17 protein-coding genes are annotated in these 22,397 nt (G+C 60.0%); 4 read left to right on the forward strand and 13 right to left on the reverse strand.

Translation table 11 applies throughout. From position 1 onward, the window contains the following. The first annotated feature begins 16 nt into the window (after nt 1–16). Nucleotides 17–787: a peptidoglycan editing factor PgeF gene (pgeF, locus tag B3527_RS11980; protein ID WP_290480019.1), complete on the forward strand. Its 771-nt coding sequence runs from the start codon at nt 17–19 to the stop codon at nt 785–787. Between the two features lie 88 nt (nt 788–875). Continuing rightward, nucleotides 876–1,811 (forward strand): ribose-phosphate pyrophosphokinase, encoded by a 936-nt coding sequence (locus B3527_RS11985; protein ID WP_206991416.1) that lies wholly within the window; start codon nt 876–878, stop codon nt 1,809–1,811. Nucleotides 1,812–1,817: 6 nt separating this feature from the next. Here B3527_RS11985 and B3527_RS11990 read toward each other — a convergent pair whose 3' ends face one another. The 5 genes from B3527_RS11990 to B3527_RS12010 form a co-directional block, all read right to left on the reverse strand. Beyond that, nucleotides 1,818–2,321: a hypothetical protein gene (locus tag B3527_RS11990; RefSeq protein WP_206991417.1), complete on the reverse strand. Its 504-nt coding sequence runs from the start codon at nt 2,319–2,321 to the stop codon at nt 1,818–1,820. 87 nt (nt 2,322–2,408) lie between these two features. Then, complete coding sequence (locus B3527_RS11995) at nt 2,409–4,319, reverse strand: peptidoglycan DD-metalloendopeptidase family protein (protein ID WP_290480020.1); 1,911 nt, start codon at nt 4,317–4,319, stop codon at nt 2,409–2,411. Next, the gene (locus tag B3527_RS12000) at nt 4,316–4,699 is read right to left on the reverse strand and encodes a BlaI/MecI/CopY family transcriptional regulator (RefSeq protein WP_290480021.1); all 384 of its coding nucleotides are present in this window, start codon (nt 4,697–4,699) and stop codon (nt 4,316–4,318) included. The genes B3527_RS11995 and B3527_RS12000 overlap by 4 nt, the downstream gene beginning before the upstream one ends. A 119-nt stretch (nt 4,700–4,818) precedes the next feature. Then, nucleotides 4,819–5,097, reverse strand: a complete 279-nt coding sequence (locus tag B3527_RS12005; RefSeq protein ID WP_290480022.1) for a hypothetical protein — start codon at nt 5,095–5,097, stop codon at nt 4,819–4,821. A 91-nt stretch (nt 5,098–5,188) separates the two neighbouring features. Then, the gene (locus tag B3527_RS12010; protein ID WP_034815017.1) at nt 5,189–5,899 is read right to left on the reverse strand and encodes a molecular chaperone DjiA; all 711 of its coding nucleotides are present in this window, start codon (nt 5,897–5,899) and stop codon (nt 5,189–5,191) included. A gap of 279 nt (nt 5,900–6,178) precedes the next feature. Here B3527_RS12010 and B3527_RS12015 point away from each other — a divergent pair, with 279 nt between their 5' ends. Then, entirely contained in the window at nt 6,179–6,637 is a 459-nt protein-coding gene (locus tag B3527_RS12015) for a fasciclin domain-containing protein (protein WP_349677865.1), read from the forward strand. A 59-nt stretch (nt 6,638–6,696) separates the two neighbouring features. Here B3527_RS12015 and B3527_RS12020 read toward each other — a convergent pair whose 3' ends face one another. The 6 genes from B3527_RS12020 to dusA form a co-directional block, all read right to left on the reverse strand. Further along, nucleotides 6,697–7,578 carry an ion transporter gene (locus B3527_RS12020; protein WP_290480024.1) on the reverse strand — a complete coding sequence of 294 codons (882 nt, stop codon included), beginning with the start codon at nt 7,576–7,578 and terminating at the stop codon, nt 6,697–6,699. A gap of 106 nt (nt 7,579–7,684) precedes the next feature. Then, the gene (locus tag B3527_RS12025) at nt 7,685–8,155 is read right to left on the reverse strand and encodes a YybH family protein (protein ID WP_290480025.1); all 471 of its coding nucleotides are present in this window, start codon (nt 8,153–8,155) and stop codon (nt 7,685–7,687) included. Between the two features lie 26 nt (nt 8,156–8,181). Further along, nucleotides 8,182–9,921: an MFS transporter gene (locus tag B3527_RS12030; protein WP_290480026.1), complete on the reverse strand. Its 1,740-nt coding sequence runs from the start codon at nt 9,919–9,921 to the stop codon at nt 8,182–8,184. Then, nucleotides 9,918–11,408, reverse strand: coding sequence for an ATP-binding protein (locus B3527_RS12035; protein ID WP_206991425.1), 1,491 nt, complete (start codon nt 11,406–11,408; stop codon nt 9,918–9,920). The genes B3527_RS12030 and B3527_RS12035 overlap by 4 nt, the downstream gene beginning before the upstream one ends. A gap of 37 nt (nt 11,409–11,445) precedes the next feature. Continuing rightward, nucleotides 11,446–13,014 (reverse strand): YifB family Mg chelatase-like AAA ATPase, encoded by a 1,569-nt coding sequence (locus B3527_RS12040; RefSeq protein ID WP_290480027.1) that lies wholly within the window; start codon nt 13,012–13,014, stop codon nt 11,446–11,448. Between the two features lie 90 nt (nt 13,015–13,104). Continuing rightward, nucleotides 13,105–14,082 carry a tRNA dihydrouridine(20/20a) synthase DusA gene (gene dusA / locus B3527_RS12045; RefSeq protein WP_290480426.1) on the reverse strand — a complete coding sequence of 326 codons (978 nt, stop codon included), beginning with the start codon at nt 14,080–14,082 and terminating at the stop codon, nt 13,105–13,107. Between the two features lie 136 nt (nt 14,083–14,218). Here dusA and B3527_RS12050 point away from each other — a divergent pair, with 136 nt between their 5' ends. Next, nucleotides 14,219–14,890, forward strand: coding sequence for a 4'-phosphopantetheinyl transferase family protein (locus B3527_RS12050; RefSeq protein ID WP_290480028.1), 672 nt, complete (start codon nt 14,219–14,221; stop codon nt 14,888–14,890). Here the strand turns inward: B3527_RS12050 and B3527_RS12055 are convergent. Together B3527_RS12055 and B3527_RS12060 are read right to left on the reverse strand one after the other, a co-directional pair. After that, a complete protein-coding gene (locus B3527_RS12055; RefSeq protein WP_290480029.1) occupies nt 14,887–20,991 on the reverse strand; it encodes a beta-ketoacyl synthase N-terminal-like domain-containing protein in 6,105 nt (2,034 codons plus the stop codon). The two genes, B3527_RS12050 and B3527_RS12055, sit on opposite strands and share 4 nt — an antisense overlap. Then, nucleotides 20,988–22,328 carry an SDR family NAD(P)-dependent oxidoreductase gene (locus B3527_RS12060; protein ID WP_290480030.1) on the reverse strand — a complete coding sequence of 447 codons (1,341 nt, stop codon included), beginning with the start codon at nt 22,326–22,328 and terminating at the stop codon, nt 20,988–20,990. Before B3527_RS12060 ends, B3527_RS12055 begins: the two co-directional genes overlap by 4 nt. Nucleotides 22,329–22,397 lie beyond the last annotated feature (69 nt).

The raw sequence follows: 22,397 nt of genomic DNA on the forward strand, positions 1-22,397 counted from the left end.
AACCACGGCTAGGGCAATGACCGATACGCCCCCCTTTGAAACGAGTGATAATCTTTCAGGCCTGCCGGAGATCCGCCATGGATTCTTTGGCCGAATGGGCGGTGTTTCGGGTGGTCTCTATACCAGTTTGAATGCCGGGGAAGGCTCAGGGGATGTGCCCGGCGCCGTCGCGACCAATCGCGAGCGAATCCGCACCGCCATGTCCGCGCGCGCGCTGCTCTCCTGCTACCAGATTCATTCAGCCGATGTCGCACATGTCACCGAACCGTGGAGCGTGCGCCCGGAGGCCGATGCGATGGCGACGAAAATTCCGGGAATCGCCCTGTGCATCCTGACGGCCGACTGCACGCCGGTTCTGTTTGCCGATGCCGAAGCGGGCGTGATTGGTGCGGCACATGCGGGCTGGAAAGGCGCCATCGGAGGTGTGCTCGACACCACTGTTGCGGCGATGATTGAACTTGGCGCCGAAGCTGGCCGGATTCGCGCAGCCATTGGTCCCACGATCCAGCAGGCAAGTTATGAAGTCGGCCCCGAATTCCGAAACACTTTCCTGGACGCCTCCCCCCATAACGCGGCCTTGTTCTTGCCCGGCAAGGGAGACCGGTTTCAGTTCGACCTGCCGGGCTATTGTCGACAAAGGCTGGATGGGCTCGGCGTCCACAGCGTTCACGACACCGGGCTGGACACATGCGCGCTGAAAGACTCCTATTTTTCCAACCGGCGGCGCAATCAGCGGGGCGAGCCAGACTATGGCCGAAATGCCTCAGTCATCATGCTTGCGCTGTAATTTTCTGAAAAAGTCGTAAGAGTCCGGTTGCGACTCGCCGCCCTATGTTACAAAAGCGACACCAATTGGGCAGCACGGGCGCTCCATCATGAAACTGCTTTCCTGCAACGCAAACCGGCCATTGGCGGAAGCCATCGCCGATTATCTTGACACGCGCCTGACGCGGTCTGAGGTGAAGACCTTCTCGGATCAGGAAATATTTGTCCGCATCGACGAGAATGTCCGCGGCGAAGATGTCTTCGTGATCCAGTCCACGTCCTACCCCGCCAATGACAATCTGATGCAGTTGCTGATCTGCATGGACGCGCTGAAGCGCGCCTCGGCCCGTCGCATCACCGCCGTCATCCCCTATTTCGGCTATGCCCGGCAGGATCGTAAAACGGATGGTCGTACGCCCATCTCCGCCAAGCTGGTCGCAAACCTGATCTGCAGCGCGGGCGCCGACCGCGTATTGACCGTCGATCTGCATGCCGGCCAGATCCAGGGCTTCTTCGATATTCCAACAGACAACCTGTTCGGCAGCCCCGTCATGGTCGATGACATCAAGGAGCGCTACGGGAACAAGGATCTCATGGTGGTCTCTCCGGATGTTGGCGGCGTGGTGCGCGCCCGCTCGCTGGCCAAGCGACTGGAGGCCGACCTTGCCATCGTCGACAAACGCCGCCCCGAAGCTGGCAAGTCAGAAGTCATGAACATTATCGGCGATGTGTCCGGCAAGCGCTGCATCATGCTGGACGATATGTGTGATTCCGGGGGCACGCTGGCAAACGCCGCCGCCGCCCTGAAAGAGCATGGTGCCAAATCGGTTTCTGCCTATGTCACGCATGGCGTGCTTTCAAACAATGCCGTTCAGAGGATCGAGAAATCGGTGCTGGACGAATTGGTGATGACCGACTCGATTCAGCCGTCCGAAGATGCGATTAAATCGGAATCTATCCGCATCCTGCCCATTTCCCCGCTATTGGGCGAAGCCATTCGCCGTATCGCGAACGAGGAAAGCGTTTCGAAACTGTTCGATCGCTAGGACTCACTAGTCGACTTCAGGCGCCAGCCGATTCACCAAATACCGGACCGCGCCGAGGATCAACAGGATGCTCGTCACCAGCAAACCCGCCAGCACAGCCATCAGCGTGGCAATGGCGTAATACGACATCACATACCAGTTCGTCGGGATATCTTCGAATTCCCCGATTGGAATGGATGAGAATGTCAAAAGCGCCACAGCGCTGCACAGGCTGATCGTGGCGAACCAGGCAATCATGCGCACGCGCTTGAACAACCAGATGCCGATGTCGGCACTACTGTTGTGCATCATCCCGAGCATGGTGAGCATAAGGGCAAGGATCGTGGCCGACGCGCTGGCGATAGCCGATCCGAAATAGAGGGACGAATCCGACAGCGCCTCCACAAGGCTCACCGCCTCGGATCGGGAATATATCTGACCGACGAACAGACGGTGGATGCCAAACAGGGCAAATGTCAGTACACCCCCAATGATTGGAGTGGATTTCCCGACCGGTTTGGGGTTTGCCATGATCGAGAATCCTCCTGACAGCCGACGCGCCTGCTATTAGACGCGTCGGCGGATCAGAAAGTTCCAAGCATCGTCATCCAGTCCGCGCTAGGCGATACAGAATTCCATCGGATATGTGATGCCTTTGACGTCGACAGGCTTGCCTGCCTTATTGGTAAGCGGTTTGAACGTCGCGCCCTTCAGTGCTGCCGCCGAAGATTCGAAGACCGGATCGGTGCATTCTGCGAGCATGTTCTGCGGAACGCCATCAGTGCCAAGATCGAACAGGACCATGCAGCCACCGCTGAGTCGTTTCTTGGCCGCGTCGGCAGGATAGGATGGCCTTGGATAATTCACAGCCTCAGGCGTCCAGTTTGCGTTTAGCGACAGGCCAGCAAGCTTGTTCTCGGCCTTGGATGCATCCAGCCTTGCCAACCAGACGGCAGACTTTTCGCGCGTGTTGGCCCAGTTTGCGATGACCTCGCAACCGCCAACTTCACCTCGGATCTCCTCAAAAGCCACATCGCGCTTGATTGGTGCCAGCGGTGCAGCCGGGATGGAGGCAGGCTTGGGCGCGGCATCCGGCACAGGAGCCGCGGGGGGCTGTGGAACCTTCGCGCCGGAATTTGCCGTGATGAACAGGGAGTCCGCCAGGATGAGCCCGGGCTCTGCCATCGGATCGACCGCCTGGCCTGCGCGCCAGACTTCAAGGTGCAGGTGTGGCCCGGTGGCTTGGCCGGACTGGCCCAGCGAGCCGATCACAGTACCTGCGGAGACGGATTCCCCCAGTGACACTTTGATATCTTTCAACTGCCCGAAGCGGAGCACAGTCTCACCCGCAGCGATTTCGACGAGATTCCCGTATCCATTTGTCATTTCTGCGCGGGTCACGATTGCTGAAGTCGGCGCATAGATCGGCTTGCCTTCTTCCTCTGCCAAGTCGACGCCCTGATGTTGTTTCAATTCGCCTGAGACAGGGTGTTTACGCACGCCAAAGGCGCTGGTCAGCTTCGCCTTGTCCAGCACGGCATGACTGTATGTAACCGCGTCGGTCGGCAGCGCGGCGGCGCCCCGGATCAGTGATCCCTGCGCCAAGGCGAGCGGGGTCGCGAGCGCCAGCGCTGCCGCGACTGCCAAGCCAAGACGTTTCGGCCGGTGGTGGGTCTCACTCAGGAGTTGGGTCAAGCGCATTTTGAGGGTTCCTTCTTTCTTGAGCGTGAATGCTGCAACCGGCAGGATGAGCGCAGGCCGGGCAAGACGCGCCACCTGGGTCAGGGCGCGAGCATAGGCGATCCGGTCACCCGTCAGCTCGGCGGTCTCTTCATCGACGATCGCCTCGCGCCAATAATCAAGGCGCTCGCGCATGGCCCAGGCAAAAGGAGAGAACCAGAATATGTCTGCGACCATACGGTCAAATGGGCGGGTCAGCAGGTCACCCCGCTTCAGGTGAACCAGTTCGTGCACGATGATTTGTGGTGTGTGTTGTTTCGAGATGAGCGCTGCCGGTATGAAGACGACCGGGCGCACGATACCGGCAAGGAACGGCGCCCCCTGCGGGATAACCCGCACATCCGGCACGCGCCGCAATCCAATCGCGTCGGCCCAGTGGCGAACCGGGCGGATGACCGGACGGGATGTCTGCTTCAGGCGCTGAAGTCTGGCCTGCCCCACAGCCCAACAGACCGCACGCACGAACCACCCGGCAACAAGCGCCCACAGCACCAGTGTCGCAACCGGCGGTATACGGAATTCTGTGGTAGATTCTTCAACAAAGACGGCATCAGACTGGACCGTCAGCGCATCCATGACCGGCAAGTCCGGCAAGGCCTGTGCGGCAACTTGAGTCAGACCCGGCATGAAAGCAGATGCCAGGAATGGTGCGAACATCAAAGCTGCTGCGCCGCGCCATATGGCCTGAGCCATCCTGGGTGAGGGTTTGAGCGTGCAAAGCACGGTGGCGAGCAGCCAGAGCGCCGCGCTCCAACCAAAGGCGAGTGCGATCAGTCCGAACAAGCTCATGCCTTGCCCTCCGTATCGGCCGCCGCCGCGTTGATGATGGCGTCGAGTTCGTCAAGTTCGGCATCGGAGAGGTGTGGACTTTCCGCAAACAAGGCCGCCGGCAACGGCCCGTCCATATCCAGAACCTGGCGGGCGAGATGACGGACCAATCCGCCCAATGTGGCGGTCCGGTCTATAGCGGCGGCATACACTGCGATGCCATGCATGTCCTGACGGCTGACCCAGCCCTTCTCTTCCATCCTAGCAATGACGGTGCGGGTCGTCGACGGCTTCCACCCCTGCCTCGGACCGATGGCATCATGCACCTCACGTGCGCTTTGCCGGCCATGTGACCAGAGATGTTTCAACACGCTGAGTTCGGAAGGATTGGGCTGGGACATGCAAATCTCGCTATCAAAGTCACGTGTACGCTACAGTTGTAGCGCACCAGTGTCAAGCGAGTGCTTTTAGGGGCTTCAGGCTCCCCATCCGTTTCAAAATTCCAAATAATTCGGAGTTGTTATTCGACAGTCCAGCCGCGCGGCGTGCGGCGGGCGTCGAGAATGAGCGGCTCTTCAGCCGTGTCGCGCGCTTGCGGGGGGATGCCCTTCCGGCCAGCATACCGCATGAACAAGGCCGCCGAAGCCAGCAAGACGCCTGCGATAGCGGTCATCACGGCTAGCAATCCGGCAAACAGCACCAGCAAGAGCCCAATACATAGCCGCGCCACAAGGCTGATCGCACTCGAAAATGCGTCTGCAATATTGAAACGGCCGGAACTGGAAGCTGCTTGGGTCATGAATCTCTCGTTTACAGTGCAAACATGGCGCCAGTGCTGCGTTCCGTCAATGGAATGGCATGCCGATACTATGTGAATTCGCGGAAATGCCTCAATCCGACCGGATCAGCAGACCGCGTTCGGTCCGAATTTGCGCATAGGCGGCTGTAATCGATGCCGCCTTGGCATGCGCGGCATCCTCGAATTCGCGTGGTGCGCCCATTTGCACCACACGGTCCGGATGGTGATCAGACATCAACTGACGATAGGCGGCACGAATATCGGAAAACTCTGCATCATGGGAGACGCCGAGAATGTGGTATGGGTCGTCGCTATCCGGGCCCAAATGGCTGGCCTTGATCCGGCGGAATGTCAGCTCATCAAAGCCGAAGGCATCGGATACGGTGCGCAAATAGTCCATCTCATCCGCCGTCACGACGCCATCCGCACCCGCGATTTGGAACAGGCCGTCCAGCACGCCTTCCAGCAAGCATGGGCGGTCTCGGTATTTCCGGCCGATCTTGCGAGCGTAGCCTTCATAGCCGCGCACAGTCTGGCGGGCGATATTGAAGACACGGCGAACACTGTCGGCATCTTCAGGCGCGGCGCGGAAGACGCGCGAAAACACCATGATTTCCTGATCCGATACGGTGCCGTCAGCTACGGCAAGCTTTGCACCGAGCCCCACGACCGCCGCAGTAAACCCGACATCATTCGGATCTGGCGCGCACGCAAAATCAGCTCCGTCGGCAAGCATGCCGTCAGAGTTGTCAGGATCGAACAGGCGCCGTCCGCCCTCAAGCACTCGGGTCCACAAAGACATCTCGGGAAATTCTATACCCTATTTTGGCAATTTTGGGAGCGCGGCATGCTGACAGTTGCGTGAAGTCCTGCTCACACTTCCAAAAATGAATTCTTTTTTAGATTCTGATCCTCCGGGACGGACGACCCGTAAAGAGTGGCATCGATGGATATGGTTCCATCGGAAAATTTCTGAATTGGGACACCCCTAATCATGAAACGTCTTCTCACGCTCACCGCTGCTTTCGCCTTCCTGGCCGCCCCGGCCCTCGCAGAGACCTGTCAGTATTCCAAGGATCGCATGGCTAGCCATGTCGAGGCCGAGCTCATCAAAGGCGAATGGTCCAAGATGGATATCGTCGACACCGCCGCCGAAGCTGGCCAGTTCAACACGCTGCTGGCTGCCGCGACTTCAGCTGGTCTGGTCGATGCCCTGAAGGGCGAAGGCCCGCTTACCGTGTTTGCGCCAACCGATGCTGCCTTCGCCGCCCTTCCCGAGGGTACGGTCGAAATCCTGTTGATGCCGGAGAACAAGCACCAACTTGCCGACATTCTCAAACTGCACGTGATCGCTGACAGCAAGGTGACCTCTGACCAGCTCGCCGGAAAGACACTGACCGCAAGCACGTTGAATGGCGACGTAGCAATCGATGGCACCGACGGCGTAACGGTGAATGGCGCCACCGTCGTGAAAGCCGATGTCATGGCCTCCAACGGTGTCATCCATGTGATCGACCAGGTCCTTCTGCCCAAAGGCTAAGGTGATCTGCAAAGCGAAGCGATGCTGAAGGCCCGCCCACAAACAGAGGCGGGCCTTATCTACTTTGACTGCGCCTCAACCGAGGCTCTCAAGGCGGCGATCTCTGATCGCATCTCCTGTATTGCCGAAAGGACGGCGGCGCGCTCCTTCTCGGCGGTCATGAGTTCACCTTCCAATTCTCCTTCGATTTCGTCGAGTCCCTCCTCGATGATCGCCTGTTGTTCGGCCGCGAGCGAATCCACAATCAGGGCGATGAACAAGTTGAGAATGGCGAAGCTGGCGATGAAGATGAAGATCAGGAAGAACATCCAGGCATAGGGATTGCCATCATCAATCACTTTCTGGACAACTTCGAACCGCCAGCCATCCATCGTCATGACCTGGAAAAGTGAATAGGCCGAACGCGGCAGATCCCCGAACAGTTCGGTGACCTCTTCATTCTCGGTATTGCCGTACATGTTGGTCGCCATTACGGCGGCAACATATGTGATCAGCGCCAGCACTGCGAAAATGGCGCCCATGCCCGGCAGGGCCTTCATCAGCGCCTCGGTAATCCGGCGCATCATTGGAACGATATGCAGCAATCGGAGAATCCGCAGGACCCGGAGCGCACGCAATACGCCGAATGCCTGAGTTCCTGGTATCAGCGAAACGCCAATGACGATGAAGTCAAACCAGTTCCAACCCCGCCGGAAGAATTGCAACCGATAGACTACCAGTTTCAGCAGGATCTCGACCGCAAAGACATATGTGATCGTCTGGTCAACTGCGTCGAGCGACACGACAAGACCCGCGGGCAGTGTCTCGCGATAGGTCAGCACGCCAAGAATCACGGCGTTCACGATGATCAAGGCGATCACCAGGTGCCGGAACCATGGCCGCTCGATCACGCGCTCCAGCGCAGAATTATGGGTTTCAAAATCGAGTGTTGCGCGTTTCATGGTCTGTGCCGGCTCCCCTTCGGTCGTGAGGCCACACGGCGTTTTGCCCGTAACTGGGCCGACTGCCAAGGCTTGGAATGGCTTATGTCGGCGTCATCGCAACCCGTTAGTCCGCTGACGTGGTTGTGTCGGAAATGATCACCCAACCGCCATCAATCTTGCGCAGGACCAGCGTGTACAGTCCGGACGGATTGTCGCCTTCGACTTCGAGCATCCAATGGCCATGTGCGATGGCGGCATCGGGCGACAGAATTTCAATCTCATAGTCGGACGTCACCAGCGTGCCCATTTTTTCAGGCGTATCGTAGCGTGTTTCATAGCGTTGAAGCGTTGCGTCCCACCCGCGCGCAATGTTGCCGCCAGACGCAAAGCGCAAGTCGGGAGACTTCCAATATCCGTCCATGAAGGCGGGTATATCACCGCGATTCCAGGCTGCGTCTTGCGCCTCAAGCATCGCCGTGATGGCTGCCTCCTCCTGAACTTCCAAAGCGACGCTCACCCCAGCCGGTTGGCCCTGAACAGTCCCGCAGGCCGATATGGCAAGGGGCATGACGAACGCAATCAGGGCTGAACGCATGGGACTTCCTCCAGTATTAATGAGGTTTACCCGGCCGATACCGACCGCTTGAGATAGGTTTGACGGCCCCACTCTATGGCACTGAGTACGACCGCAACACCCCCAAGCCAGAAGGTAATGATGAACACGTCATAGAACCCGTTCTGTTCAATCATCTCGCCCAGCCAAGGCCGGCCCAGCGTGCCGATCAGCATTGTGAGCGAGGCCAGCAACGCATACTGAACGGCGGCAAAACGCGGATTGACCACTGATGTCAGATAGGCCGTCATTGCGACGAGCGCGAAGCCGCCTGCAATGTTCTCGGCAAAGATCGTCACCATCAGGCGCGCCATGCGCTGGCCCTGGTCAGAGGCAATTGCCACTTCCTCAGGCTGGAGTTTTGCGGCCCAATCCGCAAAGGTGATCAATGGCGCATCAAGATGGGTGAACGCCAGAAAAGCATCAACCGTCGCCGCGCCAGCCGCCAAGTCCGCATAAAGCAAATTGGTCGCAGCCGCGACGATCCCACCAACAAAAAAGACTGGCATCCGGCCGAGCACCGCGATCAGCGTCGCACCGATGAGCGAGCCGAGAATGGTCGCCACAACACCGAAGAATTTCGAGGCGATGGCTACATCGTCGAGCGTATGTCCCAACGCATCAAGGTCTGCGCGCAAATAGAAAGGATAGGCAAACGAGCCCCAGACCGCATCGGTGAACCGGTAGGTCAGTGCCAGTGCGAGCACGAGAATGGTCCACCAGCCGAGCCGGGAAATGAGCTCCATCAATGGGTCGAAGATCGCCCGAAACAGGGTGGCCAACAGCTTGTCGCCGCGACTCTGTCCCACCACCAGCAAGGGCGCCTCTGTTGCAACAGCCTTTTGTGTGAACACCAGCAAGGCGGCAACGACGGCTGGCAGGACCACGGTCAGCAAGACAATGACGGGCCCCTGTTCGGAAACGAACACCCGCGAGGATATGTCTGCGCCCAAGGCCAGTTTGCGCACGACAAAAGTGCCGATCATCGTGAAGCCGATGAGCCAGCTGAGTGCGACGACGATCACGGCCGGAAGAGTAACTTTTCTGCGCAGCGAGGGCAGGAAACTCATACGGCTCGTATCAGGGCGGGACGAAGATTCCGGTTCCGGCGCGAGCAAACTGCCCAGCACGGTCAGCGCAATGAACACCGACATCATCACATAGGACACGGTCCATCCGACACGTGCGGCCACCAGCAAGGCGAGAAAGCCGGAGATGAAACCGCCGGACTTGTAGCCGAACTGGTAGAGGGCGGACATGAGGTCCTTGTCCTCTTCAGAGCGCGCCACTTCGATCCGCCAGGCATCGAGGATCAGATCATGGGTCGGCCCAATAAGGGTGATCACGAAACAGATCAGCGCCACGAGGCCAATATTTTCCGGTGGATTGCTAAAGGCCAGGATGATCAGCAGCAAAGCGATCACGGATTGGCACACGATCAGCCAGGATCGGCGTCCCCCGATGCGCAGAAATGGTACGTTTCGAGCGCGGCCAAACATGGGCGCCCAGAGATATTTGAACGAGTAACCCAGAGAGACCAGCGCGAGCACACCGATCGTGTTTGTGTCGACGCCTTCCTGAGTAAGCCAGGCCGACAAGACACCAACCACCGCGCCATATGGTATGCTGGCAGCAAATGACAGGATGAGCATAGCCGCCATGCGGCGATCCTTCAGGGCCTTCAGCGCGCGGACAGCGCGCGATGGTTCGCGAACTTCAGGAGGCGTTGGCGCTGAGGTGTCGCTCATGCAGCGCCTTCGTGCCGGACCGGCGCGCTCGTCCAGTGCAGCGCAAGGCGACGGAGTGCCTCGGCATCCAGAGGCTTGGCAGCCACGCCGTTTGCGCCAGCCGCGCGCGCCTGTCGCTCGATGTTCGGATTCATTTCCGCAGAGACAGCCAGCATCGGAACGTCCGACCCGTTGTCGCGAATGCGGCGCATGGCTTCAAAGCCATCCATGACTGGCATGCGCAAATCCATCAGGATGAGGGCGATGTTCATTTGCGTTGCAGTCTCCACAGCTTCGCTTCCGGTGGAGGCTACAGTGACGGTAAAACCGGCCGATTCCAAGGCGCGTCGTGCGATCAGTGCATTTACCGGATTGTCATCGGCAATCAGCACATGCCCTGCCCCTGTCTTCTGCTCCGGCTCGTCTATCGCCTGCTCACCTGATTGGACGACATAGACACGTTCTGCAATCGAGGATGCGCGCAGCGGTCTTACCAGCCAGCCTGTGCAGCCCAGACTCCGAAACCGCTCGATCGCGCCACGGTCTTCGGGACGCAGGACCACCAGGGTTGGACGCTGGCAGGCAAATTCTCTGACGAGCTTTTCGCGTAAATCAGCGCCAATCAACAATATATCGACGTGACCGGGCACACGCCCCGCGACTGGGTCGATCAGAAAAGGCCTGGCCTCGGACCCGGAAAGCGCAGACGCGGCTGCAAGCGTGGTGGCGGCCGGGAGACCGACGAGGCCAACGGTCATGTCGAGTTGCGGCAGGTCATGCGTGGACGGCATGTCTGCACGTGCCAGGGGCAGGAATATCTTGAAGGCGGTGCCCAGGCCGGGAGCACCATCAATGTCTACCCGTCCACCCAGCAGCTCCGTCAGCCGCTTGACGATGGCAAGGCCAAGCCCGACTCCGCCATCATTGAAAGCATCCTGCGTGGCCGATTGTTTGAACGCGCTGAACAATTGCACGCGATCCGCTTCAGCTATGCCGGGACCGGTGTCGATGACACGGAATTCGAGCCCATCCGTTCGAGCCGCGATATCCAGCAGGACCGAACCCTGGCGCGTGAACTTGAGGGCGTTGCCCACCAGGTTAAACAAGATCTGTCGTATACGACCTGCATCGCCGGAATAGGTCGGCATCGGCAAAGGCTGCGCGCGAACAGCAAGGTCGAGCCCTGCCGCATGCGCACGCGGGCTGAGCAGTTCGATCACTTCACGGCCCAGCCGCACCGGGCAAAAATTTTCGACTTCCAGTTCCACTGCAGACGCATCGAGCCGGGCATAATCCAGCACATTATTAAGCAAATCGAGCAGGCGCCCGCCGCTCATCTTGATCGCCTCGGCATATTCGCGCTGCGCTGGGGCCAGTTCGGTCTCAAGCAACAGGGAAACTGTGCCGAGAATACCGTTCAGGGGCGTGCGAATTTCATGACTCGCCGTTGCCAGGAAGGTGTCTTCCGGCTTGGCGGGATTTGCGGGAGGCTTTTGTGAGTCTGTCATCGGGCAGCAGACTTATCGCAAAGCCTTTAGCATTCATTTAACCGACCATGCTCCCGGCTGCAGCGCCGCGCGCCGCAGATACGGCTGGCTCGGGCATGCCCGGCGGACGATGCCGATAGGATAGTGCCTCAGCGACATGAAGCCGCCGCACGCCGTCACAACCCTCAAGATCTGCAATGGTGCGTGCCACTTTGAGCACCCGGCTGTAGCCCCGCGCGGTCAGTTGCAGCCGCGAAGCGGCATCCGCCAGCAAAGCGGCACCAGCCTCATCAGGCGCTGCCGACTTTTCCAGTTCGGAAAGAGGCGTGTCGGCGTTAACCGATCGGATCGTGTCACTTGCCATATGCCCCAGCCGCTCTGTCTGGATGTCACGCGCCCGGGCGACGCGCACGCGAACTTCTTCAGAGCCTTCCGAGGGCGGCGGCAGCGCAAGATCAACGGCGGTAACTGGTGGCGTGTCGTAGTAGAGATCGATCCGGTCCAGGAACGGACCGGACAAGCGGGTCTGATATTGCTGTGCACAGCGGGGACCCCGCCGACAGGCGGCTGCGCCGGGCCCTCCCCCACACCGGCATGGATTCATGGCAGCGATCAGCTGAAACCGCGCCGGATACCGCACATGCCGGTTGGCCCGCGCCACCACGGCTTCGCCCGCCTCAAGCGGCTGTCGCAAACTGTCGAGCACCGTTGCGGGGAATTCCGGCAATTCATCAAGAAAAAGCACGCCATGATGCGCGAGCGAGACTTCACCGGGCTTGGCCTTGATTCCGCCCCCGACCAAAGCAGCCATGGAGGCCGAATGGTGGGGCGCGCGAAAGGGTCGTCTCCGCGAGAGGCGTCCGCGCTCCAACAGGCCCGCAATCGACTGAATTTGCGAAACTTCCAGCAATTCCCGCGCAGATAATGGCGGCAATATGCCAGCCAATCTTTGGGCCAGCATGGACTTCCCCGACCCAGGCGGGCCGCAAAAAAGGAGATTGTGCCCCCCGGCGGCTGCAATTTCGAGTGCGCGCTTGGCACCTTCCTGACCTTTCACATCGCGCAGATCCGGCCCGGCGGGCGGGGTTGCCAGCTCGCCCGGCTGCGGAGGGCTGATAACAGCGCGGCCAGTAAAGTGATTGATCAGGGCAATCAGGCCTGTTGCGCCAATAACACTGCCGCCTGCCCAGGCTGCTTCAGCGCCGCAAATCTGTGGGCAGATGAGTTGTAAATCCATCCCTTCAGCGGCCATGGCGGCTGGCAGGACCCCGAGCGTTTCGCCCAGCGCGCCATCAAGCGAAAGTTCTCCAATGGCCGCGTAGGCCTCCAACTGGTCTGGTGGGATCACGCCCATCATGGCGAGCAGGGCAAGCGCGATGGCGAGATCATAATGGCTGCCTTCCTTGGGAAGATCAGCGGGGGCGAGGTTCACGATGACCCGTTTCGGCGGGAGTGCGAGCCCAAGGGAGGCAAAAGCGGCCCGGACACGTTCACGGCTCTCGCCAACCGCCTTGTCCGGCAAGCCGACAATATGAAACGCTGGCTGGCCGCCGGTCATCTGGACCTGCACATCCACGGGCTGGGCGTCTACGCCCTCAAATGCAAACGTCGTAACCCTGCAAACCATCTCCAACCCCTGTCAGCATGGGGCAAATGGTTAACAGAATATTGCGAACAAATAAAGAACGAAATTCCGAAAAGTTGAACCTGCTTTGTATCAGGCGTCGAGCATGACCGCGCTAAGCGCTTCATCCAACACTTCCAGACCGGCGCCCTTACGCACGGCTTTCTCAGAGAGTGTTCGCCGCCAGCGGCGCGCGCCGGGCTGTCCGTTGAACAGGCCCAGCATATGACGGGTCATCGCATGCAACCCGACGCCCTCTTCCAGACGCGCTGCCATATAAGGCCGGTACGCGTCGAGGGCTACCTCTGGTGAGACAGGCTCGCCGACCCCGAACAATGCGGAATCCACCTCGCCCAGCAGGGCTGGGGATTGATAAGCGGCACGCCCCAGCATGACGCCATCAAAAGTATCGAGGTGGTCGCGGCAAGCCTCGATTGTGGTGATGCCGCCATTCAGGATAATGGTCAGGTCAGGCCGCACGGCCTTCAGGCGCGCCACAAGGTCATAATCAAGCGGCGGAATATCGCGGTTCTCCTTCGGGCTCAGGCCTTTAAGCCAAGCCTTGCGCGCGTGAACGGTGAAAACCTCGCAACCTGCTGCGCTGACTTTCTCGACAAAATCAAACAGAGTTTCTTCCGCTGGCAAATCATCAATGGCGATGCGGCACTTTACCGTGACCGGGATGGACACGCGGGCTTTCATGGCGTCAACGCACGCGGCTACTTCGTCCGGCCGCGCCATCAGGCAAGCTCCGAACGCGCCTGATTGAACTCGGTCGGACGGGCAGCCGCAATTGATATTTACCTCGTCATAGCCGAACTGCTCGGCAATGGCGGCCGCTTCGGCGAGCTTTGCCGGCTCGTTGCCACCCAGTTGCAGGACGACGGGATGCTCAGCTTCGGAGAAGCCAATCAAGCGGCCGCGGTCTCCATGGATGACGGCATCAGCCGTCATCATTTCAGACCAGAGCAGCGCATGTTTCGACAGGCTCCGATGGAACATGCGGCAGTGCCGGTCCGTCCAGTCCATCATGGGCGCGATCGAAAACTTGTAGGAAAGGCTGGATGGCATAGTCAATGTCAGGTCCGGAAGTGCATATACGGGCTCATTCCGACTTCTAGCGGAAACAAGCGGTGTGTGTATATTCTTGGCTGTAATTGGATCATTTCCCGCGCTGATCCGGTATATCACTTGCAGCCTGACTGATATGATCCAACTCGACATTCCCTCATCTCAGACCCGCACGCCGGAGCAGCCGAGCATCTCGGCGTATATTCTGGATCATTCGGAAGTACAGACGCAGTCATCGGTCCTCACCAATACCGAGTACGCGCGCCTTGGAAAGTTGTTCGATCCAGACATACGTCTTGATCTGGAACGCTCATTCGCAGCTGTGCGAACCGGCCTTTCAAATCATCTCGGCCAAGCGAAGGCGGATATAGTTCTCGAACATGATACGCTCGGGGCGCCTTCCCTGCGAAATATGCGGGAACTGTATCTGTCGATTTCTCGCACCGGGGGCTGGTCTGCCTTCGCCACCTCTCATGACAAAGCGGTCGGAATTGATATCGAAAAGGTTCGCGACATCGATTGGCGACAGATGCTGCCGATGATGTGTTCGGCTTCGGAGCGAAAGATATTCAGCGGTATCGCTAACGACGATCTCCTCCCATTCTACAGGCTGTGGACGATCAAGGAGGCCATCATGAAAGCCGCCGGTCAGGGATTCCGCATGGGGGCACCGACGATCAACCTATCCGCAAGCCTCATCCTTGGTGAGACTTCCCAGGGACAAGTATCGCATACGGATCGCATATTCGACATTTCGTGCTTCCTGCACGGAGACATTGTCACTTGCGTCGCGAGCGAGTGCGCCTAGCCTTTGTCCACCAGCGCAAGGCTGTAGGGACCGACTTCGTAAACACGCAGGCCATCCCGCCACAGGCTTCCTCGTGCAGTGACCAACCAGCCCTTGTCGCGTTTCTCTATGGAAACAATCTCCATCACGGTAACGACTTCTTTCTTGTCGGGCGTCACCTGTCCGCGATAGCTCCATTTGAACGGTGCGCCGGTCGCAATGGTTTCAAAGTGCGGGTCGCTCATGCCCTCATCCAGTCCCTTGAGCAGAATGGCGTGCGCCAGCAATTGTGCGAGCGCATCAAGGCCGAGCGACCCCGGCTGGACCGGATCCTGATAGAAGTGCGCCTTGAAGTACCACGCATTCGGATCAACTGCTTGGCGGCCCCGGATCAGACCAAGCCCGGCCTCTCCGCCGGTCGGGTTGAAATAGTCGACCGCGTCCAGCATGCGCATCTTGCCGCCTGCAAGGCGCTTTTCAATCATGCGCGTCTTCACTTTTTCGCCCGGCAGGTCGAACGCAGCAGAGAAATGCGGCTTGGCCGCCAGGCCGGCCTGGCGCACCAGCGCGGCAGCTGGAAAGAATCCGAACTGGGTCGTCAGGTCCAGGACAGGTTCGCCTGAGGCTAGCGTGACCACAACGCTGAAGGTCACAATGGTCATCGGTCCGACACGTGAGAAGGCCGTCAACTCGCTGTCAACGACCATCGTCCCATCGCCCGGGCGAAGCTCGCGATGCAGGACACCATCGCCTTCGAGATTTCGGAATTTCAGATTGCCGGACAAGGCAAAACCGCAATGGCTGGCGAGCCAGCCACACGGCTGCAGCGCAATCTCCGACAGGACGGCGAAGGGCATGGCCCCATTCCGGTTGTCCTCGAAATACCAGGCATTCGCTGGGATATCGTATTCGGCGCGGACCTTTGCGCCAACTTCCTGCACGCCCGGCCGTGTGGACACGTCGATGACCCGCGTCATCATGTGATATGGCTCTTGCGGCAAACGGGGTACAATGCCTTTGGTATCGAACCGGTCATACATTTCGCCAAAGGCCGCCGATGGCGCACCGTTGGCGCAATCTAGCAGCGCGGCATGGTCACCCCGACTCTCCCCCATCGGCCCGGTTCGGATCGGTGCTTTCGCGACGCGTGGTGCTGGCCAATCACGGCGCAGGCGCAGGCCGAAGCGCGGACAATAGAACACCTTCTTGCCGTCACTGCTTGCCAGAAGGGAGGCATAGATTTCCGGGGTTTCTCCATCAACGATCTCATCGATGAAGACCTCATAGGTCACGTCGTGATCCGTATCCGGAATGACCTGCCCCCGGCAGACGAATTGCGCCATATGGCCCGGCATCGGTTCGAAGACATACCCGTCACGTTCGGTCAGCAGGCCGGCGGCCGCTGCGTAGAATTCCAGTGTCTGCACGGCGGCCTCTGCCATGAGCGTGCCGGGCATACAGGGATCGTTGTGGAAATGACCCTCATAGAACCAGGCATCGACGGGTACATGCGCGCGGGCTTTCAAATATCCCCTGCCCCACGGCCCGCCATGGGGGTCAAAGGCTTCGACATCATCGAAGAGAGCCAGCCTGTCGTCCGGCAGACGGATCGGACGTGACTGCGCGGCCGCCAGTTCGAACCCGTCGCCAAAGCATGCCCAGGCATTACCGACACGGTAAGCGTCCAGATCCTTGGCACTGAAAGCTCGCTTCCGGCTCGCGCCCTCGGCGGCAAATGGCGCGGGGTCTGCGGTAGGCGGTGCATCCTTGGCGGGATCCCACATGACGCCCTTTCCGGAGGCAAGTTCCTCATCGCTGAAGAAGCCGGCCTGACCGTTTCGCACGGAGAAGACGCGGCGGTCGCCCGCCATACAATCATACTGGAAGAAAAACATGCGGACACCGGCGAGTGTCGCCTGCCCGGTGATCTCGATCTGGAAGTGTAGCGTCTCACCGGGCTCTGGCAGGCCGCCCTCATGGAATGTGATTTCGCACCCCAGAAGGCGATAGACCCGGTCATCCTGGTTCTTGAAGTCCGCCCCCATCCAGCCAATCAAGGTCAGGTCAGCTTGCCCGCTTTCGATCAGCGGACCGGGCCGGATCCGGCCATCATGGATGAACCATTGATCCGGCTTCAAATCGGTTTCGGTCCAGATGATGCCGGTACTCTCGACTCCGGCCTCTGCATCGATTCCGGTGATCCGGTCGACGAGCAGCAAAGGGGGCGCTGGCAGGCGCACCTGACGAGCATATTGGTCCTGCGGTTTGAATGCGGCGCCGAAGAAGTCAGACATCTTCTCACGCGTGGATTTCTCGATCTCGGGAGAGTTCCAGTGCGGTCCTGCGGGTGATCGCGGCAGAAGTGGCTCTGTTCCAGCAGTCACCTTGCGCGGCGCAGGCATCGGTCGGTCTGCCGGCGGCGCGGGGAATGGCACCTGCGTGGTGCTGACTTTTGAATCGCATGGCGCAGGATAGTTCACGGCGGCCAAAATCGGCGCAACCGGCATCCGGCTTGTTGGGATTAGGGCCGGAACAATAGGCTTGGCGTAAGGGACATCGCGTGTCAGCGCCCAGGGCGCAGGCCGCACGGTCCTGTTGCGTCGCGCGGCGTCGAGCGCGTCTGCGACGGGCTTCATCTTGGGAGCGCGCCCGTCCGCGAACAGGAAGGCGGCGAGGTCGGCGACCTGTCCCAAGTCCGCTGTTTCAATGCGGTCGGTGGCGACCGCATTGTAGTCCTTGCCTTCAAGAATATTGCCAAGTGCTGCGGTCAGCGTGTCGCGCGGGCCAAGCTCCACAAAGGTGCGCACGCCATCTTTCCATGCCTGTTCGACCGTAGGCGGAAAATCTACTGTATCGATGGCCTGCCGGGTTAGCATATCTGCCGAGGTTTCGCTGGTCGGCTCATAGGCGGCATTGACGGCATTGGCGTAGAGACGCACCCCGCCCCCATCATGCATCTTGCGTGTATGCAGCTTGCGCCACGTCTCCGCGAAGGGTTGCATGGCCTTGGCATGCACAATCAGATGCTGGTGCATCTTTGCGCCGCTGCCGGGCCCAAGAGATTCGCAGATCTTGCGACAGGCCTCAGCCGGGCCACCGATCATGCAGTCTGTTCGCGAATAGATGATCGTAATCTCGACGCCGGTATGTTTGGCGACTTCACGCTTCACGGCATCAACCGGCGCCTGGACACGCCAATTGGTCCAGTCCGCCGGGACGTTCGGGCCCCACGCCTCTTTTGCCGTTTCGAACTCGCCGCCGATATGGCGCTCATACATGGCGGCATCGGAAATCTCGTCCAGCAGAGCGCCGGGATCACGCCAGAAGCCGAAAGCGAACAGCGCGTTGCTCTCGCCAAGCGACAGGCCGAGCGCCGCATCCGGCTTGAGACCGAGAAGGTCCAGCAACAGGATTGCGTGTGCCTGGCTCATCAGCGTGCCAGCGCACAATTGTTCAAATTCCGTTAGGCTTGCCTTGGCGAGCAGTGGGGCGATCTCGTCCGCCTTGTCGAGTTTGGCGAGACGCTGGCGCAATTCCGGGAAGGCCGAGAGCAGACCACGTCCCATGCGGGGATAAACGGCCGCAGATCCAGTGAACATGAAGGCCAGTTCGCCCTCAGGCTTGCCTTCGCCAAAGTGGACGCCGTCGCCGACAGGGGCTTTGCCCTGCTCCAGCATCTGCTGCGCAGAATCCAACTGTTCCGCGAGCGCTTCCTCAGTGGGCGCCACTATCGCAATACGGCATTTGCCCCTGCCCCCGGCCTTGCCGGATGCCATGCGCGCGGCGAGCGTCGCTTTGTCTTTTGCCGAGGCCCAGAACAGGAAGGGTGTCGGCCGCAGCGCATCTGGTATGGGCACCGCATCCGCAGGATCGAATGTGACGGAGCCAACGGTGTTGAGCTGCGTTGCTGCAACCGAGATGTCGACCGGAAGAGACGTTTCCCGTATGTCCGGCACCGCGCCTTCCGCCGTCAGCACATGCCCCCGTGCGCAGAGCTGCGCTTGCAGGGCCAGTTCGAACACGACCGAGGCGCAAGGAGCCTTGCCGAATACGCGATTTATGACGCCTGTTTCGGACGCTCCGCCCTTAGACCAGTTGACGTCATGGAGAGACCCGAAGTTCCGATCCGATGCGGCTTCAGCGTCGTCTTTTCGCTTCAGGACGATGGCCGCAGCCTGGTCACCAGGTCGCACTGTAATGCCGATATCTGCGAGCGCAGCGGCACGAACCGGTTCGGTCGCAAAGTCTGCTGCGGCCACGATGGCCATATCCAGCTGACCCAAGCGCAGCGCTTCGACGGCGAGGTCCAGCGCGGCAAGGCCGGAAGCCGCCTCGGCAGACACCGAGAACCCCATGCCCTGGAAATCATGCGCATAGGTCACGCGATTGGCGGTCATGTTCGCCATGGCACCTAGAACGGTGGCTGCATGAAGCGGTGGCGCAATGAGGGCCTGCGCAGTGGCAAGCTCCTCGGAGTTCCGGGGTAATCCTGCCAGATTTGCCAAGCGTTCTCTTAACAGCCAACGCGCCGAATCTGACGCACAGCCCATGCCGGTAAAAATGCCCACCCGATCAGATGCGACAGGCTTTACCGATTGCAGCGCTTCTTCCACCACATCGACAATGGCGAGCTGCTGAGGTTCCGCCTCAAGCAAATCCGTTGGCGGAGTTCGCGCAGTCTTCGGATCTGCGCCCACCTTTCGGCAGGCTGTGGCAGGCTTTATCGGCTGGTTCATGATGCGGCGCGTGACGGCGTCCGCCCCGCGGTCAGAACCCGCCAGCAGGCCTGTCCCGCAGATCACGATGTCCTGCTCGGACAGCTTGGCCTCCCGCGCCTCAACCAAATCCGATTCCGGATTATACTGGTCGAGGATCAGATGCGCATTGTTGCCGCCGAAACCGAAATTGCTGATAGCTGCGCGGCGAATTCCGTTACGCGGCTCCCACGATGCGGCCTCCCCCAGAACTGTCATACCGTTCCGGCTAGCAACTTCGATCAGGTTACCTCTAATCGGTGTAGGCGGCAGGGCTTCGCGCTTGAACGCTTCGGTCAGCTTGAGGAGGCTGGCCAGGCCCGCCGCCGTGATGAGATGCCCTGTATTGGCCTTCAGGGATCCGATGGCGAGATTTTTGTTGCCTGCGAACATGTCCGCAGATGCCTGCACCTCGACACCGTCACCAGTCGGCGTGCCGGTCGCATGGCATTCCAGATAGGACACGCTCTTCGGATCCACGCCCGCCATTGTGTATGCGCGCGTCATGGCTTCAGTCTGGCCCTCGCCGGACGGGGCGAGCAAACCCTTGCGCCGACCATCATTCGAGAGGCCGATGCCCCGAATAACACCGTGAACGACATCCTTCTTCTTCACATCAGACAGACGTTTCAGGACAACCGAGACCGCTCCTTCAGATGGCACTAATCCGTCTGCGCCCTTCACGAAGGGTCGTGACTGGCCGGTCGGGCTGAGTGCCTTCAACGCCTCGAACCCGATATGGAGGATCAGATTGTCGGCCGCGTTGACGCCGACAACGACGGCGCAATCAATCGCCTGCGATTGAAGCCGTCGACAGGCGATCTCCAGCGCATAGAGCGATGAGGCGCACGCCGCATCAAGCGAGAATGCTGGACCGGACAGGCCGAGCGTCTGAGCGATCAGTTGGGGCGGAAGAGAAGCATTGAACGTCGCAAGCGGTTCCGAAAGCGCCTGCCCCGCCCAATGGCGTGCGGCATAGTCTGCATGCGCCGCGCTTGGGTAGGAAAGATTGGCCACAAAGACACCTGCGCGGCCCTTTCGGACCTTCGGACGACGTGCGTTGCTCCACGCATCCAACGCGGCATGAACGGACCAGGCGCAAACCGGGTCGATCCTGGCAGCTGCGCGCCACGCTTCCGGAATACGATCCTCATCGAAGATATCCTCGAATCCTTGCACCGTTCCGGATACATAGTTTCGGGAAGCTGCATCTGCTTCCGAAAGCCCAAGCCGCTCAGAAGGCACCGGGCCGTAGACCACGCGCTTGTCAAAGACGAGATCGCCAAGCTCCGCCGGGCTCATGGCCCCCGGCAGCACGCAGCCCTGGCCGACAATAGCAATCGGCTCAAATCGGCAATCACCCGTCATCCTGCCCACTCATCCCCGATCAATAGTTCGATTTCTTGCCTGTCTCCCTGAAGAATCTGGTCAGCAAAGATGCGCGCGCCATCCTGAAGGCCAATCAACGAAATGCCGCGTGTTGCGAAATGTCCCGCCAGTGTTGCGTCGACCATGCCGCCATCCCAAGGGCCCCAACAGAAACTCTTGACGATCGCGGCGGGCAGTTGCGTTGCGAGCTTCCGCGCAACGGCGCCAAGCCAGGCATTGGCCATCGCATAGTCGCTCTGCCCCGTATTGCCGAATACGGCGGAGGCGGACGAAAACAGGCCGACATGGCGCAGCTGCGAAAGGTCGATAGCGGCGATCAGGTTTGCCAAGCCTTCGACCTTCGGCCCGAAGACATATTCCACATCTTCTCGCGTCTTCTTCAGGGCAAGCCCATCTGCCAGCACCCCTGCCCCATGCACGAGGCCAGTAATCGGCCCGCACTCAGCCGTAATCTTCTGAACGGCGGCGAGAACGCTGTCGCGATTCGACATGTCTACCTGCAAATAGACAGCCCCCGCCCCTGCCGCCGCGATGACGTCCAGTGTGTGACGAATTTCCTGTCCTGCCAGCAGCGCGCGCGCCTGACGATCAATGGAAGGCAAGGCAGGCTTTTCGCCGCGCGCCTTGGCTGCGGAGATCAGCGCACCCCGGACAAGTTTCACGTCGCTTGTTGGCTGCAATCCTTCTGGCCAGGGCGTGATGCCGGACCGGCCTGCCAGAACAAAGGTCGATCCCGCTTGTCGACGCGCCAGTTCGGATACGCAGGCTGCGGTCACACCGCGCGCACCTCCCGGCACAAACCAGACGTTTGCATCTGTTGGAGCGGCCTGCACCAGCCCAGGTGCGGCGCCGATCTCCATCACCGAAGTACCCGCCGCATCAAGATCTGCCTCGGGAGCATTGGAGGCGACGGCGCCAAGGACCAGTTCAGCCTGTGCGTTCAGCGACACGCCAGCAGGAAGGGACCACGTTACTATGGACCGATCAGGCCATTCCTGACGGAGTGTACGCGAGAGGCCTTTCAGACCGCAAAGCTGCGCAAAACCGCCAGCGCCCGCATGCTCCAGAATCACAATCCGGGCACCGCTCGCATATAGCCGCTTGCAAATGTCCAGAACCTGCCAGTGTCGTTCCGTTACCGGCAAATGCGAAAGGCCTTCGGTTACGATCACCGTTTGAACACCCTGAACGCTATCGCCCAGAAGGTCCGCCTGAGCACCTCGTCCGGTGAGCGCCTGAACCAGTTCGGTTGCGATCTCCAATGCCCCAGCCGATACGGCAAACGGCCCCCATGCCGAAAGATCCTGAGCGGCCACCCAGGGCTGCGCAGACCCGGGCGAGACTACCCGAACGAAACTCTCATAGGTGGGAACCGGACCGGCCGG

Origin of the sequence: Hyphomonas sp. UBA4505, assembly GCF_002388685.1 — a bacterium.
In the GTDB taxonomy this organism is placed as follows: Bacteria; Pseudomonadota; Alphaproteobacteria; order Caulobacterales; family Hyphomonadaceae; genus Hyphomonas.

What these genes read in the sequence shown, in the direction of transcription:
- pgeF (WP_290480019.1), top strand. Translation starts at nt 17, where the DNA reads ATGACCGATACGCCCCCCTTTGAAACGAGTGATAATCTTTCAGGCCTG.
- B3527_RS11985 (WP_206991416.1), top strand. Translation starts at nt 876, where the DNA reads ATGAAACTGCTTTCCTGCAACGCAAACCGGCCATTGGCGGAAGCCATC.
- B3527_RS11990 (WP_206991417.1), bottom strand. Translation starts at nt 2,321, where the DNA reads ATGGCAAACCCCAAACCGGTCGGGAAATCCACTCCAATCATTGGGGGT.
- B3527_RS11995 (WP_290480020.1), bottom strand. Translation starts at nt 4,319, where the DNA reads ATGAGCTTGTTCGGACTGATCGCACTCGCCTTTGGTTGGAGCGCGGCG.
- B3527_RS12000 (WP_290480021.1), bottom strand. Translation starts at nt 4,699, where the DNA reads ATGTCCCAGCCCAATCCTTCCGAACTCAGCGTGTTGAAACATCTCTGG.
- B3527_RS12005 (WP_290480022.1), bottom strand. Translation starts at nt 5,097, where the DNA reads ATGACCCAAGCAGCTTCCAGTTCCGGCCGTTTCAATATTGCAGACGCA.
- B3527_RS12010 (WP_034815017.1), bottom strand. Translation starts at nt 5,899, where the DNA reads ATGTCTTTGTGGACCCGAGTGCTTGAGGGCGGACGGCGCCTGTTCGAT.
- B3527_RS12015 (WP_349677865.1), top strand. Translation starts at nt 6,179, where the DNA reads ATGGCTAGCCATGTCGAGGCCGAGCTCATCAAAGGCGAATGGTCCAAG.
- B3527_RS12020 (WP_290480024.1), bottom strand. Translation starts at nt 7,578, where the DNA reads ATGAAACGCGCAACACTCGATTTTGAAACCCATAATTCTGCGCTGGAG.
- B3527_RS12025 (WP_290480025.1), bottom strand. Translation starts at nt 8,155, where the DNA reads ATGCGTTCAGCCCTGATTGCGTTCGTCATGCCCCTTGCCATATCGGCC.
- B3527_RS12030 (WP_290480026.1), bottom strand. Translation starts at nt 9,921, where the DNA reads ATGAGCGACACCTCAGCGCCAACGCCTCCTGAAGTTCGCGAACCATCG.
- B3527_RS12035 (WP_206991425.1), bottom strand. Translation starts at nt 11,408, where the DNA reads ATGACAGACTCACAAAAGCCTCCCGCAAATCCCGCCAAGCCGGAAGAC.
- B3527_RS12040 (WP_290480027.1), bottom strand. Translation starts at nt 13,014, where the DNA reads ATGGTTTGCAGGGTTACGACGTTTGCATTTGAGGGCGTAGACGCCCAG.
- dusA (WP_290480426.1), bottom strand. Translation starts at nt 14,082, where the DNA reads ATGCCATCCAGCCTTTCCTACAAGTTTTCGATCGCGCCCATGATGGAC.
- B3527_RS12050 (WP_290480028.1), top strand. Translation starts at nt 14,219, where the DNA reads ATGATCCAACTCGACATTCCCTCATCTCAGACCCGCACGCCGGAGCAG.
- B3527_RS12055 (WP_290480029.1), bottom strand. Translation starts at nt 20,991, where the DNA reads ATGACGGGTGATTGCCGATTTGAGCCGATTGCTATTGTCGGCCAGGGC.